Here is a 13,996-nt window from a genome sequence, read left to right on the forward strand (position 1 = left end):
CGCCGCCTCCTCAGTCCTGCTTCTCCCCGCTGGTGAAGCGGGAGATGACCAGCGCGATGATGATGATCAGGCCGTTCAGGAACTGCGTCCACAGGGGTGGTACCCCGCCCAGCGTCATGACGTTGATGACGAGCTGGAGGGTCAGGACACCGGTGAGCGCGCCGAAGAGCGTGCCGCGCCCGCCCTTGAGGCTGATACCGCCGATGACGGCCGCGGCGAAGACCTGGAAGATCCATCCGTTGCCCTGACTGGCGGAGACGGCCCCGTAGTGTCCGGTGTACAGGATGCCGGCGAAGGCGGCCAGGAGGCCGCCGACGGCGAGCACGACCCAGGTGATCCGGTCGACGCGGATGCCGGCCGTGCGCGCGGCCTCCGGGTTGCCGCCGATCGCGTACAGCGCGCGGCCGTGCCGCAGACAGCCCAGGGCCGCGCCGCCGAGTGCGAAGAGCGCCAGGCAGATCCAGACGGCGGCCGGTACGCCCAGCCAGACGGCCTTGCCCAGGTAGGCGAAGGACTCCGGAACGTCGCCGATCGACCGGCCTTCGGAGATGCCCAGGTGCAGGCCGCGCAGCATGGTCAGCATGCCGAGGGTGGCGATGAAGCCGTTGACGCGCAGGGTGAGCATGAGGAATCCGTTGGCCGCGCCGACCGCGGCGCCCACGGCGAGGCACAGGGGCACCGCCGTCCACGCGGGCAGGAGTCCCAGGCCCTCGAAGCGCCCGCCGTGCGCGGGCGTCACCAGCCACAGGGCGGCCACCGGCGCCAGGCCGATGGTCGACTCCAGCGAGAGGTCCATCCGTCCGCTGATCAGGATCAGTGCCTCGCCCAGTACCAGCAGGCCGAGTTCGGTGGACTGCTGGACGACGCCGATCAGGTTGTCCCGGGTGAGGAAGGCGGGCGACACGATGAAGCCGGCGACGCCGAGCACGAAGATCACCGGGACCAGCGAGACGTCCCGCCAGCGGGCGAGGGCGGGGTGCGGGCGGCGTCCGGCGGCGGGCGCGTCCGCCAGGCCGGCCGGCCGCTGCCGTGCGGTGTCGGTCATGGCCTGGGGTCTCCTTCCGTCGCGGCGCCCGTGCCGTCCCCGGCGCCCGCCCCCTCCGGCGCCGCCACCCTCTCGGTCGCCGTGACCCCCTCCATCGCCGCCACCAGCTCCCGCTCCTCCCAGTCCCGTGCGAACCGGGCGGCCACCCGCCCGCGGAACACCGCCAGCACCCGGTCGCAGACCCGCAGGTCGGCCGGTTCGTCGGAGACGATCAGCACGCCGCGGCCGGCCGCGGCGACCTCCCGTACGACACCCAGCAGCGCGTCCCTGGACTTCACGTCGACCCCGTTGGCCGGCCGGACCGCGACCAGCACGGCGGGCTCGCGGGCCAGTGCCCGGGCGACGACGACCTTCTGCTGGTTGCCGCCGGAGAGCCCGGACACCGGCTGGCCGGGCCCGGTGGTCCGGATGTCCAGGGCGGTGATCATGCGCCGGGCGAACGCCCGCGTACGGGAGGGCAGTACGGTGCCGAACGGGCCGAGCCGGTCGGTGACGGCCAGCGTCGCGTTCTCGGCGACGCTGCGGCCGGGCACCAGCCCGTCGTGGTGGCGGTCCTCCGGTACGTACCCGATGCCCGCCTCGATCGCGCGCCGCACGCTGCCGGTCCGTACGGGCCGTCCGCGCACCTCGATCCGCCCGCTGTCCGGCACCCGCACCCCGGCCAGCGTCTCGCCGATGGCGGTGGTGCCGCCGGCCGCCGCGCCGGCCAGACCCACCACCTCGCCCGCCCGCACGGTCAGGTCCAGAGGCGCGAACGCGCCGCGCAGGGCCAGCCCTTCGACGCGCAGCACCGGCTCGCCCGCCGGCCGCGGTGCCGGCCGTGCCGGGCCGGCGGCCGGTGCCGCCCGCTCCCCGGTCATCGCCGCCACCAGGTCGTGTCCGGCCAGCCCGGCGACGGGGGCGGTGAGCACCGGGCGGGCGTCGCGCAGGACGGTGACGGTGTCGCACAGGTCGTGGACCTCGTGCAGATGGTGCGAGATGAACAGGAAGGCGGTGCCGCCCGCCCGCAGGTCGCGCAGCTTGGCGAAGAGCCGGGCGATGCCGCCCGCGTCGAGCCGGGCGGTGGGTTCGTCGAGGATGATCAGGCGCGCGCCGCAGGCCAGCGCCCGGGCGATCTCGACGAACTGCCGCTGCTCGACGCCGAGGTCCTTCATGCGGGCCGTGGGGTCGACGTCGACGCCGTACTCGGCCAGCAGGGCGGCGGTCCGCGCGCGCAGCGCCCGCCACCGGATGACCCGGCCGTCCGGGAAGCGGTTGAGGTGGAGGTTCTCCGCGACGGTCAGCTCCGGGACGGTCATCGGCCGCTGGTGGACGCAGGCGGCCCTGCGCCGCCAGGCGGCGGCGTCGCCCCAGCGGGGTGCCGGGACGCCGTCGAAGGCGACCTGTCCGGCGTCCGGCCGTACCAGGCCGGTGAGGACGGACACCAGGGTGGACTTGCCGGCGCCGTTGCGGCCGACGAGGGCGTGCGCCTCGCCGCGCCGTACGGTCAGTGCGGCGCCGTCGAGGGCGAGGGTCGGCCCGAAGCGTTTGACGATGCCCTCGGCGTGTACGGCGGGCGGCTCCGCCACCGCGTCCTCCGTCGGATTGCGCACGGCCGCCACCGCCCTACTTGTCCGTCATCCGGTTGGCCCACAGCTTCGGGTCGTCGACATTGGCCCGGGTCACCAGCGGGGCCGGAAGCTGGTCCTCCAGGCCGTTCGGGATCTTCACGATCTTCGATCCGTGGCCGGTCGGGCCGGGCCGGAACGTTCTGCCCGCCAGCCCCGCGCGGGCGTAGTACAGCGCGTACTTCGCGTACAGGTCGGCCGGCTGGGAGAGCGTCGCGTCGATCGTCCCCGCGCGGATCGCGGCCAGCTCGTCGGGGATGCCGTCGTTGGAGACGACCGTGATGTGCCCGGGCGTACCGGCGGGCCTGAGCCGCCCGCGCTGTTCGAGGAGGGCCAGGGTGGGCCGCAGGAAGGCCCCGCCGGCCTGCATGTATATGCCGTCGGTGTCCGGGTGCTGGGCGAGCAGGCTCTGCAGTTTGGCGGCGGCGACCTCGCCCTTCCAGTCGGTGGGCAGCTCGTGCACGGTGATCCCGGGGTACTTCCGCTTCATACAGGCCGCGAACGCCTCGGAGCGGTCCCGGCCGTTGACGGAGCTGAGGTCCCCCTGCAGCTCGGCGACCCGGCCCCGGCCGCCCAGCTTCCGGCCCAGGTAGTCGCAGGACTTCTGGCCGTACGCGCGGTTGTCGGCCCGTACGACCATGTAGACGGTGCCCTCGTCCGGCCGGGTGTCGACACTGACCACGGGAATCCGCTGGGCCGCGAGGCGGTGGAGTTCGGCGGTGATGGCGCCGGTGTCCTGCGGGGCGATCACGATGGCCTCGGCGCCCTGCCCGGTCAGCGCCTGCACGTTGGAGACGACCTTGGCGATGTCGTTCTGGGAGTTGGACAGCGGCAGCGCCCTGATCTTCCCGGCGGCCAGCTCCTGCTCCAGGTACTGCTGGTAGGAGCTCCAGAAGTCGGTGTCGGCGCGCGGCAGGTCGATGCCGATCCGGCCGTGGGAGTCGCTGCCACGGTTGCAGCCGGTGAGCGCGGCGGCGAGCAGGACGGCACCGGCCGCCGCGCCGGTCGTACGCAGTCTCATGGTCCCGTCCTTACAGGTCAGGTGCCGGGCGGAGCCGCAGTCCCTGCATCCCGCCGTCGACCGCGAGGGAGGTGCCGGTGATGCCGGAGGCCGCCGGGGACGCCAAATGGGCGATGGCGGCGGCCACTTCGTGCGCGGTGACCATCCGGCCGGTCGGCTGCCGGGCGTTGAGCGCGGCGCGCTCGGCCGCCGGGTCCGGCGCGCGGGCCAGCAGCCGCCCGACCCACGGGGTGTCGGCCGTACCGGGATGGACGCAGTTGACGCGGATGCCCTCGCGCACGTGATCGGCGGCCATGGCGAGGGTGAGGGAGAGGACGGCTCCCTTGCTGGCGCTGTACAGGGCGCGCTGTGGCAGTCCGGCGGTGGCGGCGATGGAACAGGTGTGGGTGATGGAGGCGCGGCCGGGGTGCGCGGCGGCCGTGCGCCGCAGATGCGGCAGGGCAGCCCGCGCGGTGCGCACCAGGCCCAGGACGTTGACGTCGAGGACGTGCCGCCACTCCTCGTCGGCGTTGTCCTCGACCGTGCCGACGGCGCCGATGCCCGCGTTGCCGATGAGGGTGTCCAGCCCGCCCAGCGCGTCCACGGCCGCCGCGACGGCGGACCGTACGGCGTCCGCGTCGGTCACATCGGCCGTGACGGGCACGGTGCCGGGCGGCGCGCCGGCCGGGTCGCGGTCCAGTACGGCGACCCGGGCGCCGCGGCGCAGCAGCAGGGCGGCGGTGGCGGCGCCGATGCCGGAGGCACCGCCGGTGACGAGCGCCGCCATGCCCGCGAAGTCGCGCCCCTCGGAGGGAGCGGGGGTCTCGGGGGTGGCGGTCATCCCGTGCCCTCCTGTCCGGCCCGCCACACCGGCCCGTCCGGGAAACGGTACGCGGCGACCGACGCGTCCTTCATCCGGGCCGAGAAGCCCGGCGCGGCGGGCGTCCGGTAGCGGCCGCCCTCGACGACGGCCGGGTCGGTGAAGTGCTCGTGCAGATGGTCGACGTACTCGATCACCCGGTCGTCCCGGCTCCCGGACACCGCCACGTAGTCGAACATCGCCAGGTGCTGCACCAGCTCGCACAGCCCGACGCCGCCCGCGTGCGGACACACCGGCACGCCGTACTTGGCGGCGAGCAGCAGGACCGCCAGGTTCTCGTTGACCCCCGCCACCCGTGCCGCGTCGATCTGGACGAAGTCCACCGCCCCGGCCTGGAGCAGCTGTTTGAAGACGACGCGGTTGGCGGCGTGCTCGCCGGTGGCGACCTTGACCGGCTGGCCGGAGCGCACGGCGGCGTGCCCGAGGATGTCGTCGGGGCTGGTCGGCTCCTCGATCCAGTACGGCCGGTACGGCGCGAGCGCGGTCATCCAGCGCACCGCGTCGGCCACGTCCCAGCGCTGATTGGCGTCGACCGCGATACGCACCGACGGCCCGACGGCCTCCCGGGCCAGCCGCAGCCGCCGCAGATCGTCGCCGAGGTCGGCGCCCACCTTGAGCTTGATCTGCCCGAACCCGTCGGCCACCGCCTGCCCGGCCAGCCGTACGAGGGTGGCGTCGTCGAGGCCCAGCCAGCCCGGCGAGGTGGTGTACGCGGGGTACCCCTCGGCGCGGAGCCGGGCGGCGCGCTCCTCGCGGCCGGGCTCGGCGGCGCGCAGGATCGCCAGTGCCTCGTCCGGGGTCAGCGCGTCGGAGAGATAGCGGAAGTCGACGAGGGAGACCAGTTCCTCGGGTGTCATGGCGGCCAGGAACGCCCACACCGGCAGGCCGGCGCGGCGGGCCGCCAGGTCCCAGGCGGCGTTGACCAGCGCCCCGGCCGCCATGTGGGTCACGCCCTTCTCCGGGCCGAGCCAGCGCAGCTGCGAGTCGTGGGTCAGGTCGCGGTGCAGGGCGGCCAGGCCGGCGGCCGTGGCGGGGGCCGGGCGGCCGGTCACGTGCGGGGCGAGGGCGCGGATCGCGGCGGCGGCGAGGTCGTTGCCGCGGCCGATGGTGAAGCACAGGCCGTGCCCCCGGCCGCCGTCGGCGGTGTGCAGGACGACGTAGGCGGCGGAGTAATCGGGGTCCGGGTTCATCGCGTCCGAGCCCTCGCGCCGCCGTGAGGTGGGGAAGCGGACGTCGTGGACCTCGACGCCCGTGACGGGTGCGGTGACGGCCATACGTACGCCTCCGGCGAGGGTGCGGACGAACATCGGACCTTTCCCGGACCTCCGATGTATAGCGCCGCTTCCGCGCCACCGTCCAGAGGGCGCGGCGAAGTTGCCCGCCGGTGTCCGAACCCGGACGCGGGACGGGGTCCGGACGGCCGCGGACGACGGGACCGGGACGGACGCAATCCGAACACGTCGGATGTATGCACACTCGTTCGTGCACAGGGGCTGCGTCGGGGTCCCACGGACGCCGTAGGCTGGGGGCGCACGCAATGGAACTGCTGCCGGTGACCGTCCCGAGGAGGCGGCGCCGGTCGGAAGGAGGCGCTGGGTGATCGAGCTCGACGGAGTTCCCGAGCTGATCGACCCGGTCATGGTGGCCGCGTTCGAGGGCTGGAACGACGCCGGCGACGCCGCCTCCGCCGCGGTCGCGCATCTGGACCGGGAGTGGAAGGGCGAGGTGTTCGCCGCGCTGGACGCGGAGGACTACTACGACTTCCAGGTCAACCGTCCGACGGTCTGGCTGGACGGCGGCGTCCGCAAGATCACGTGGCCCACGACGCGGCTCTCCGTCGTGCGGATCGCCGACGCGAACGGCAAGGGCAAGCCACGCGACCTGGTGCTGGTGCGCGGCATCGAGCCCAGCATGCGCTGGCGCTCGTTCTGCAACGAGATCCTGGGCTTCGCCCACGAGTTGGGCGTCGAGATGCTGGTGGTGCTGGGCGCGCTGCTCGGTGACACCCCGCACACCCGGCCGGTGCCGGTCAGCGGCGTCACCTCCGACCCGGACCTGGCTCGCACGATGGACCTGGAGGAGACCCGGTACGAGGGCCCGACGGGCATCGTCGGCATCCTCCAGGAGGCGTGCACCCACGCGGGCGTCCCGGCGGTCAGCCTGTGGGCGGCGGTGCCGCACTACGTCTCGCAGCCGCCCAACCCGAAGGCCACCCTCGCGCTCCTCAACCGCCTGGAGGACCTGCTCGACCTGCGCATCCCGCTGGGCGAGCTGAGCGAGGACGCCCGCGCCTGGCAGCTGGGCGTGGACCAGCTGGCGGCCGAGGACAGCGAGGTCGCCGAGTACGTCCAGTCACTGGAAGAGGCCCGGGACACCGCCGACCTGCCGGAGGCGTCGGGCGAGGCCATCGCCCGGGAGTTCGAGCGCTATCTGCGGCGCAGGGACCCGCAGGCCGGCCCCGGCCTGGCGACCGAGGGCGGGGTGGCCGACGGCCGCGACGGCTCGTACCTGCGCGACACGACGAGCGGACGCACCCGCCCGCCGAAGCCGGCGCCCAAGGAGCCGAAGGACTCCAAGGAGCCTGAGGAGTCCAGGGATCCCCGGGAGCCGAAGGAACCGGCGGAGACCGAGGAAACCAAGGGCAGCAAGGGCGGCAAGGGTGCTGAGGGTTCCAAGGAGCCCACGGATTCCACCGGGCCCGGCGAGCCGGGCCGGGAGCCGCGTAACTCCCGTACGTCCGACGGCGCCCACGAGCCCGGCAGCGCCCGTGAAGCCAACGGCACCCGCGAGCCCGGCAGCGCCCGTGAGACCGGTTCCGCGGACGCCAAGAGCCCGGAGGACGGCTCCCGGGACGGATCCCGGGACGGATCCCGGGACGACTCGGCGGAATGACCCCCGAGGGGGCGGCCTCCGGGTCGTCCCCTAAGGCGGGGTGAGCGCGGGCTCCTCCTCACCGGCGATCCCCCGGTGCGCCCGTGTCCGCGAAGCTGCTCTTCGTCTTCGTACGGATGCGCCCCCGGCCCGCCCACTCCGTGGAGCCCCACGGGGGCGGCCGGTTCGCGGCGGGCTCTTGATCGGGGGGATCGTTGTGACCGCGGCCGCGGCGATGACAGCCGCTCTCAGCAGCACGGACCTGTGGTGGGCCCTGCCCGCCACGGTCGTCGCCTTCCTCCTGGGACGGTTCCCCGTCCGGGCGGGCCGGAAGCGGGCCGAACAGCTGTCCCGTGAGCGGCAGCTGGCCGCCCACCGGGCCCGGCAGGGCGAGCGGGCCCGTATCGCCCAGGACATGCACGATGTGCTCGGCCACGACCTCAGCCTGATCGCGCTGACCGCCGGCACGCTGAAGCTCGCCCCCGGGCTCGACGATCACCACCGGCGGGCCGCGGGAGACATCAGGGCCAGGGCGGCGGCCGCGGTGGAGCGTCTCGGTGAAGTGATCGGTGTCCTGCGGGAGGAGGCCGCCGAAATGTCCGCGCGGCGGCCGGGTTCCGGTCTGGCGCAGCTGACCGCTCAGGCGTCCGCGTCCGGGCTTCCGGTCGAACTGCGCGTGGACGGCGCGGCGGACGGCCTTTCCGTACCGGCCGAACGGGCCGCTCACCGTGTCGTACAGGAAGCGCTGACCAACGTCGCCAAGCATGCGCCCGGCGCGCGGGCGACCGTCCATGTGACGCACACGCCCACGGAGACGAGGGTGGTGGTGGAGAACGGGCCGCCGTCCCGCGCGCCCGCAGGCCGTCTGCCCGGCGGGGGACGCGGTCTCGTCGGCCTCGACGAGCGGGTGCGGTCGGCCGGCGGTTCCTTCCGGTACGGGCCGTGCGGCGGGGGATTCACGGTGGACGCACGCATTCCGCGCCACCACCCGGTACCGTACGCCGTCCCCGCCTCCCCGTACGCCGTCCCCGCCACCCCGGGCGGCGTGCCGCTGCCGGACCGGCCGGCCGGACATCCAGATGCCGGGGATGGACGGCATCGAGGCGGCGGCCGGAATCCGCGGTGCCGTACCGGCCACCGGCGTCGTCATGCTGACGACGTTCGGCGAGGACGATTACATCCTCCGGGCGCTCGGCGGCGGCGCGGCCGGGTTCCTGATCAAGTCGGGCGAGCCCGAGGAACTGATCAAGGGGGTCCGGGCGGTGGCCGAGGGCGCCGCGTACCTGGCGCCGAAGGTGGCGGCCCGGGTCGTCGCGCACCTCGCGGCGACCGGCGCGGGCGCGCTGGCCGGCCGGCGGGCCGCGGCCCGGGACCGGGTGGGTTCGCTGACCGCCCGGGAGCGGAAGGTGCTGGCGTACCTGGGCGCCGGGCTGTCCAACGGCCGGATCGCCCAGCGGCTGCGCGTGGTGGAGAGAACGGTCAAGGCCCATGTGAGCGCCATCCTGGCGCGGCTGGACGTGGACAACCGGGCCGCCGCTGCCGTCGTCGCTCACGAGGCCGGGATCGTCCCGCCACCGGCGCCCGGCCCGCTCTGACGCCACTGCGGCAGGGACAGCGCCGTGTACGGGGTGGTCGGCGCCGGCGGCACCCCGAGGCGGAGTTGGGCACGCACAGCTGCGTACGCGTCCAGTCCACCGTCGGCTTGCCCGGGACGTCGGGGTCCGGGTCGGTGAGGCGGCCGACGGTGGTGCTGCCGGTGCCGGCGACGAGGCGCAGGACGTCCACGGCGTTCCGCAGTGGCTGGACGACGTGGACGTACCCGCCCAAAGGGTGACGATGCCGCCGGGCGGTGGCGGGAGCGAGCCTGCGGGGCCGTAGGGCAGCAAGTAGAGCTGCGGGCGGCCGGCGTCGGTGATGTAGTGCCCGGCGCCGTACCCGATCAGGTCGCCCGCGTACGTATCCGCGCCGCCGAGGGGGTAGACGCCGCGGACCTCGCCGGTGCTGCCCGAGACCACGCGCAGTTCGCGGCTCGCGCCGCCCGCGATGAACAGTGACGTCTGCCAGTCGACCTGGAGGGCGATCGCCGGGCCGCCGGTTCCCCGGTGGACGAGGGCGCCCTCCCCGATGGCCGGGTCGATGCGGTGGACCGAGCCGTCGCGGAGCGAGCCGAAGTAGAGCAGGTTGAAGCGGCCGTCGCCGACACAGCCCGGCTGGAAACCGTCGGGGAGCCGGAAGACCGTACGGCCGGGAACGGGGGCCGTACGGGGCCGGGCGGCGGCGCGGGCGGCGGGCCCAAGTGCCGCTGCCGCACCCGTCGCGGCGACGGTGGCGAGCAGTCTCCGGCGGGGCAGGGAGCGTCCCGCCGGTGTGCGTCTCCCTGCCCCGTCCGTCATACGCGGTCCACCGCGACGGCGGTGTACGTCGTGGTGGGCAGCGGCGGGTCCACGTCGAAGCGGGCGTTGGGCAGGTAGATGCGGTCCCCATAGGCGGCGGCGGTGGTCGGTATCCGGAAGCGCGGGTCGGTGATCCGGGCGATGGCCCGGCCGAACGTGCCGGGGCGGTTCAGGCGCAGGACGTCCACGGCGTTCTGCGCCTGCTGCACGACGTACAGGTCCCGGTCCAGGAGCAGCAGCCCGTCGCCGTTCACGAGCGGCGGGCCGCTGTGCGTCACCTTGCGGGCGTTCCCGGTCCGCGGATCGACCCGGAAGAGCGCGCCCGCGTAGGCGTTGACGACGAGCAGCGCCGTGCCGTCCGGGGTGCGTTCGATGCCGTTCGCGCTGAACTCCGGGCCCTGGACCCACTCGCCGGTCAGCGGCAGGGTGCGCAGCCCGTCCGGGCCGGGCAGTTCGCCGTGCCGTCCGAGGGGCAGCACGTACAGCTGGGCGCGGAAGGAGTCGGTGAAGTAGGCGGCGTCCGGGGTGAGGATGACGTCGTTGACGAAGTTCTGCCCGTCGCCGGCCGGGTAGGTGGCCAGGACGGCGCCGCCACGGGTGTCGATGACGCGGAGCGTGCCGGCGCCGCCGGCGACGAACAGCCGCCCCCGGGCGTCGGTCCGCAGGCCGACGGCCTGCCGGCCCGTGCCGAGGCTGCCGGTGATCAGCCGGCCGCGGCCGGTGGCCAGGTCGGCGCAGTAGACCGAGGCGTCGGCCAGCGAGCCGAAGTACGCGTACGGGCCCGGGCCGATGGCGATGCCCTCGGGCCGGAAGCCGTCGGGCAGCGGGATCGTGGTGGGCCACCGGCCGCCCGCGTGGGCGGGTGCGGTCAGTGGTCCGAGTGCGGCGCCGGCGCCCAGTGCCGTACCGGTGGCGAGCAGTCTTCGGCGGGACAGGGAACGAGGCATGATGCGCGTCCTTCCTGCGGGGGTCCGTGGGACCTGTGACGCTCAGCCCAGCACACCGGTGGGCCCGCCGTCCGCCGCACCGTTACGTCTTCACAAGCGAATCGGGGCGCTCCCTCGGCAGAGGGAACGCCCCGGGGGGACGGAGGGTGACGGACCGTTTCGCCAGTGGTCCGTCAGGGGGTCACAGTGCGACGCCGAGCAGCGCGTCCACGGAGCGCGAGACCAGGCCGGGGGCGCCCTCGTCGCTGCCGCCGGCCGCCTGCTGCGCGGCGGCCCAGCGGTCGACCGCGGCGAGCGCGGCCGGCGAGTCCAGGTCGTCCGCCAGCGCCGTACGGATCTCCGCCAGCAGCGCGTCGGCCGACGGCCCGTCCGGGCGGGAGACCGCGGCACGCCAGCGCGCCAGCCGCTCCACGGCCTCTTCCAGGACCGCGTCCGTCCACTCCCAGTCGGCGCGGTAGTGGTGCGCGAGCAGGGCCAGGCGGATCGCCGCCGGGTCCGTGCCGTCCCGCCGCACCTTGGAGACGAAGACGAGGTTGCCCTTGGACTTGGACATCTTCTCGCCGTTCAGGGCGACCATGCCGGCGTGCACGTACGCCTGGGCGAAGGGGTGCTCGCCGGTGAGCGCCTGGGCGTGCGAGGCGCCCATCTCGTGGTGCGGGAAGGCGAGGTCGGAGCCGCCGCCCTGCACGTCGAAGCCCATGCCGAGGTACTGCAGGGCGATGGCGACACACTCGATGTGCCAGCCCGGCCGGCCGCGGCCGAGCGAGGCGCCGTCCCAGCTGGGGTCGCCCTCGCGGGCGGCCATCCACAGCATCGGGTCGAGCGGGTTCTTCTTGCCGGGGCGCTCCGGGTCGCCGCCGCGCTCCGCGGACAGCACCCGCATCGCCTCGGCGTCGAGCCGGGAGACCTCGCCGAAGTGCCGGTCGGCCTCGACGGAGAAGTAGACGTCGCCGTCGAGCTCGTAGGCGGCGCCGTTGTCGCGCAGCCGCTCGACCATCGGGACGATCCACGGTATGGCCTCGACGGCACCGACGTACTCGCGCGGCGGGAGCATCCGCAGGGCCGTCATGTCCTCGCGGAACAGGGCGGTCTCGCGCTCGGCGAGCGCGGTCCAGTCGTCGCCGGTGGCCTGCGCCCGCGCCAGGAGGGGGTCGTCGACGTCGGTGACGTTCTGCACGTAGTGCACCTGGCGCTTCGTGTCGAGCCACACGCGCTGAACCAGGTCGAACGCGTTGTAGGTCGCCGCGTGCCCCATGTGGGTGGCGTCGTACGGCGTGATGCCGCAGACGTAGATACGGGCGACGGGACCGGGGTCGAGGGTCACCCGTCCGCCGGTCGCTGTGTCGTGGATCCTCAGGTCGCGGCCCTGGCCGGGCAGGGCGGGGACCTCAGAAGCGGGCCATGCATGCATGTCTTGAGCGTAACCGGATGCATGTTCCGCATACGAACCGGACCTCGGATCTTGGCCGAGAAGGCACTCTTGCGCCGGGCGGATGTTCTGTGCAGCCCAAGCCTCGCCGGAGCCCGGGCAACGCCCCGGGGCCGCCCTTTCGTACCGCCAGGCTGCCGCGTCCGTCCCGCAGACCCGCGGCCGTCCGTCCCTCAGACCGGCGGCCAGGGGATCGGCGGCCAGTCGCCGCCCGGCCGCGGGTGCACCCCGGTGCGCAGCAGGTCCGCCACCCGGGCCCGGAGCGCCGCCAGCTCGGCGGCGGTGATCAGCCCGGCCAGCCGGACGGCGAGCGGAGCGCCCTCCTCCAGGGCCGTGGCGAGCCGCCCCAGCACCTCGCGGGCCTCCCCGGTCAGCGGTTCCCCCGCCCAGCCCCACAGGAGCGTACGCAGCTTGTCCTCGGCGTTGAAGGTCACGCCGTGGTCGATGGCGTAGAGTCGGCCGCCGTCGGCGGGCAGCAGGTGGCCGCCCTTGCGGTCACCGTTGTTGATCACGGCGTCCAGGACCGCCAGGCGCCGCAGCCGCTCGTCGTCGGCGTGTACCAGAAGCGCCGTGCGCCCTTCGCCGACCTCGGCGAAACCCACCGGTTTCCAGCCGGGCCCCGGCTCCTCGCCCTCGACCAGCGCCAGCAGCTCCGCGCCCTCGGGCGCCGCCTCGATCCACTCCTGGACCATGCCCTGCCCGTACGGGCCGTCGCGCAGCACGGTGGTGGGCACCAGGTCCCAGCCGGTGGCCCGGGACAGCTCGTACGCGGCGACCTCGCGCTGGGCGAGCGTGCCGTCGGGGAAGTCCCACAGCGGGCGCTCGCCGGCGACGGGCTTGTAGACACAGGTGCCGGTGGCGCCCTCGTAGCTGATCGTGCAGTACAGGACGGCGTTGGACGCCTCGCGGACCTGGCCGCGTACGGTCAGCTCGCCGTGCGCGAGCGCGTCGGCGGTCAGCTGCCCGGGGCGGTCGCCGACCCGGGCGGCTATGCCGCCGCTGCCGTTCCCGCCGCCGTTCGCCTGCCCGTCCGGGCCGCCGTCCGGGGCGTCACCCGTACGGCCGTCCGCCGCCTGGCCCGCCGGTCCGCCGCCGGCCGCCGCCGTCTCCTCCCCCGGCATCACGCGTCCCGCCGGTATCCGTTCTGACGCGGGCATACGTGTCCTTCCGGGTCGAGCGGCAGGCTGCACAGCGGGCAGGGCGGGCGACCCGCGTTGACGACTTCCAGGGCCCGCTTGGCGAACGAGCGAGCCATCGTGCCGGTGAGGCGGACGCGCAGCATCGGCGGGCCGTTCTCGTCGTCCTGGAGCAGCCGCTCCTCGGCCTCCGCGAGGTCCTCGTCGGTGTCGGCCTCCAGCTCGACCAGCGCCTGGGCTTCGATGATCATGCGTTGTTCGTCGCCGTCCCAGGCAAGCGCCATCGTGCCGACCCGGAATTCTTCCTCGACCGGCGACTCCAGCGGAGCGGTGTCGGACATCTCGGCGGGGGCGACCGCGGGGACGGGCGCGTTGCCGCCGCTGCGGCGCACCACCTCGTCCAGCAACTCGTCGATACGCTCGGCGAGCGCGGCGACCTGGGTCTTCTCCAGGGCGACACTGGTGGTGCGGCCGGAAGCCGTCGCCTGGAGGAAGAAGCTACGGCGGCCAGGCAGCCCGACCGTACCGGCCACGAAGCGGTCCGGCGCGTCGTAGAAGAACACCTGACGGGACAACGTCCTGCTCCGTTTGCTCGACTGCGGGGTCTGTGTGGTCGCTGCGGTTCCTGTGGATGGGGCTTCCGGTGGCGGAACGCAGGAAGTAGGGCTGGCAGCGCCGTCGCACCACC

10 protein-coding genes and 2 pseudogenes are annotated in these 13,996 nt (G+C 74.4%); 3 read left to right on the forward strand and 9 right to left on the reverse strand.

The window, feature by feature from the left end; translation table 11 throughout:
- Nucleotides 1-10: 10 nt before the first annotated feature.
- The 5 genes from ACZ53K_RS14405 to ACZ53K_RS14425 are packed head-to-tail and all read right to left on the reverse strand — an operon-like array spanning nucleotide 11 to nucleotide 5,839.
- Complete coding sequence (locus ACZ53K_RS14405) at nucleotides 11-1,045, reverse strand: ABC transporter permease (protein ID WP_468835511.1); 1,035 nt, start codon at nucleotides 1,043-1,045, stop codon at nucleotides 11-13.
- Nucleotides 1,042-2,637: a sugar ABC transporter ATP-binding protein gene (locus ACZ53K_RS14410; protein WP_468835514.1), complete on the reverse strand. Its 1,596-nt coding sequence runs from the start codon at nucleotides 2,635-2,637 to the stop codon at nucleotides 1,042-1,044. The genes ACZ53K_RS14405 and ACZ53K_RS14410 overlap by 4 nt, the downstream gene beginning before the upstream one ends.
- Before the next feature lie 13 nt (nucleotides 2,638-2,650).
- Entirely contained in the window at nucleotides 2,651-3,673 is a 1,023-nt protein-coding gene (locus ACZ53K_RS14415; protein ID WP_468835516.1) for a sugar ABC transporter substrate-binding protein, read from the reverse strand.
- Between the two features lie 10 nt (nucleotides 3,674-3,683).
- Nucleotides 3,684-4,493, reverse strand: coding sequence for an SDR family NAD(P)-dependent oxidoreductase (locus ACZ53K_RS14420; RefSeq protein ID WP_468835519.1), 810 nt, complete (start codon nucleotides 4,491-4,493; stop codon nucleotides 3,684-3,686).
- On the reverse strand, nucleotides 4,490-5,839 hold the full coding sequence (locus tag ACZ53K_RS14425) for an enolase C-terminal domain-like protein (protein WP_468835522.1): 1,350 nt from the start codon (nucleotides 5,837-5,839) through the stop codon (nucleotides 4,490-4,492). The genes ACZ53K_RS14420 and ACZ53K_RS14425 overlap by 4 nt, the downstream gene beginning before the upstream one ends.
- Nucleotides 5,840-6,128: 289 nt before the next feature.
- Between ACZ53K_RS14425 and ACZ53K_RS14430 the strand changes: the two genes are divergently transcribed.
- The 3 genes and pseudogenes from ACZ53K_RS14430 to ACZ53K_RS14440 form a co-directional block, all read left to right on the forward strand.
- On the forward strand, nucleotides 6,129-7,424 hold the full coding sequence (locus tag ACZ53K_RS14430; protein ID WP_468835525.1) for a PAC2 family protein: 1,296 nt from the start codon (nucleotides 6,129-6,131) through the stop codon (nucleotides 7,422-7,424).
- A 394-nt stretch (nucleotides 7,425-7,818) separates the two neighbouring features.
- A pseudogene (locus tag ACZ53K_RS14435) lies at nucleotides 7,819-7,929 on the forward strand (hypothetical protein); the annotation flags it as partial.
- A 544-nt stretch (nucleotides 7,930-8,473) separates the two neighbouring features.
- Nucleotides 8,474-8,998 (forward strand): annotated as a pseudogene (locus ACZ53K_RS14440) (LuxR C-terminal-related transcriptional regulator); the annotation flags it as partial.
- A gap of 794 nt (nucleotides 8,999-9,792) precedes the next feature.
- On the opposite strand, the gene ACZ53K_RS14445 reads toward ACZ53K_RS14440, so the two are convergent.
- From ACZ53K_RS14445 to ACZ53K_RS14460, 4 genes are all read right to left on the reverse strand, one after another.
- Nucleotides 9,793-10,743 (reverse strand): SMP-30/gluconolactonase/LRE family protein, encoded by a 951-nt coding sequence (locus tag ACZ53K_RS14445; protein WP_468835528.1) that lies wholly within the window; start codon nucleotides 10,741-10,743, stop codon nucleotides 9,793-9,795.
- A 181-nt stretch (nucleotides 10,744-10,924) separates the two neighbouring features.
- A complete protein-coding gene (mshC, locus tag ACZ53K_RS14450) occupies nucleotides 10,925-12,154 on the reverse strand; it encodes a cysteine--1-D-myo-inosityl 2-amino-2-deoxy-alpha-D-glucopyranoside ligase (RefSeq protein ID WP_468835531.1) in 1,230 nt (409 codons plus the stop codon).
- Nucleotides 12,155-12,345: 191 nt separating this feature from the next.
- On the reverse strand, nucleotides 12,346-13,329 hold the full coding sequence (locus ACZ53K_RS14455; RefSeq protein WP_468835534.1) for an SCO1664 family protein: 984 nt from the start codon (nucleotides 13,327-13,329) through the stop codon (nucleotides 12,346-12,348).
- Nucleotides 13,293-13,883, reverse strand: coding sequence for a DUF3090 domain-containing protein (locus ACZ53K_RS14460; protein WP_468835536.1), 591 nt, complete (start codon nucleotides 13,881-13,883; stop codon nucleotides 13,293-13,295). The genes ACZ53K_RS14455 and ACZ53K_RS14460 overlap by 37 nt, the downstream gene beginning before the upstream one ends.
- Nucleotides 13,884-13,996 lie beyond the last annotated feature (113 nt).

This window comes from Streptomyces sp. NPDC033221, assembly GCF_055577005.1.

Excerpts from the sequence above, each read along its gene's own strand:
- ACZ53K_RS14455 (WP_468835534.1), bottom strand. The coding sequence starts at position 13,329 with ATGCCCGCGTCAGAACGGATACCGGCGGGACGCGTGATGCCGGGGGAG.
- ACZ53K_RS14425 (WP_468835522.1), bottom strand. The coding sequence starts at position 5,839 with ATGTTCGTCCGCACCCTCGCCGGAGGCGTACGTATGGCCGTCACCGCA.
- ACZ53K_RS14415 (WP_468835516.1), bottom strand. The coding sequence starts at position 3,673 with ATGAGACTGCGTACGACCGGCGCGGCGGCCGGTGCCGTCCTGCTCGCC.
- ACZ53K_RS14420 (WP_468835519.1), bottom strand. The coding sequence starts at position 4,493 with ATGACCGCCACCCCCGAGACCCCCGCTCCCTCCGAGGGGCGCGACTTC.
- mshC (WP_468835531.1), bottom strand. The coding sequence starts at position 12,154 with ATGCATGCATGGCCCGCTTCTGAGGTCCCCGCCCTGCCCGGCCAGGGC.
- ACZ53K_RS14405 (WP_468835511.1), bottom strand. The coding sequence starts at position 1,045 with ATGACCGACACCGCACGGCAGCGGCCGGCCGGCCTGGCGGACGCGCCC.
- ACZ53K_RS14445 (WP_468835528.1), bottom strand. The coding sequence starts at position 10,743 with ATGCCTCGTTCCCTGTCCCGCCGAAGACTGCTCGCCACCGGTACGGCA.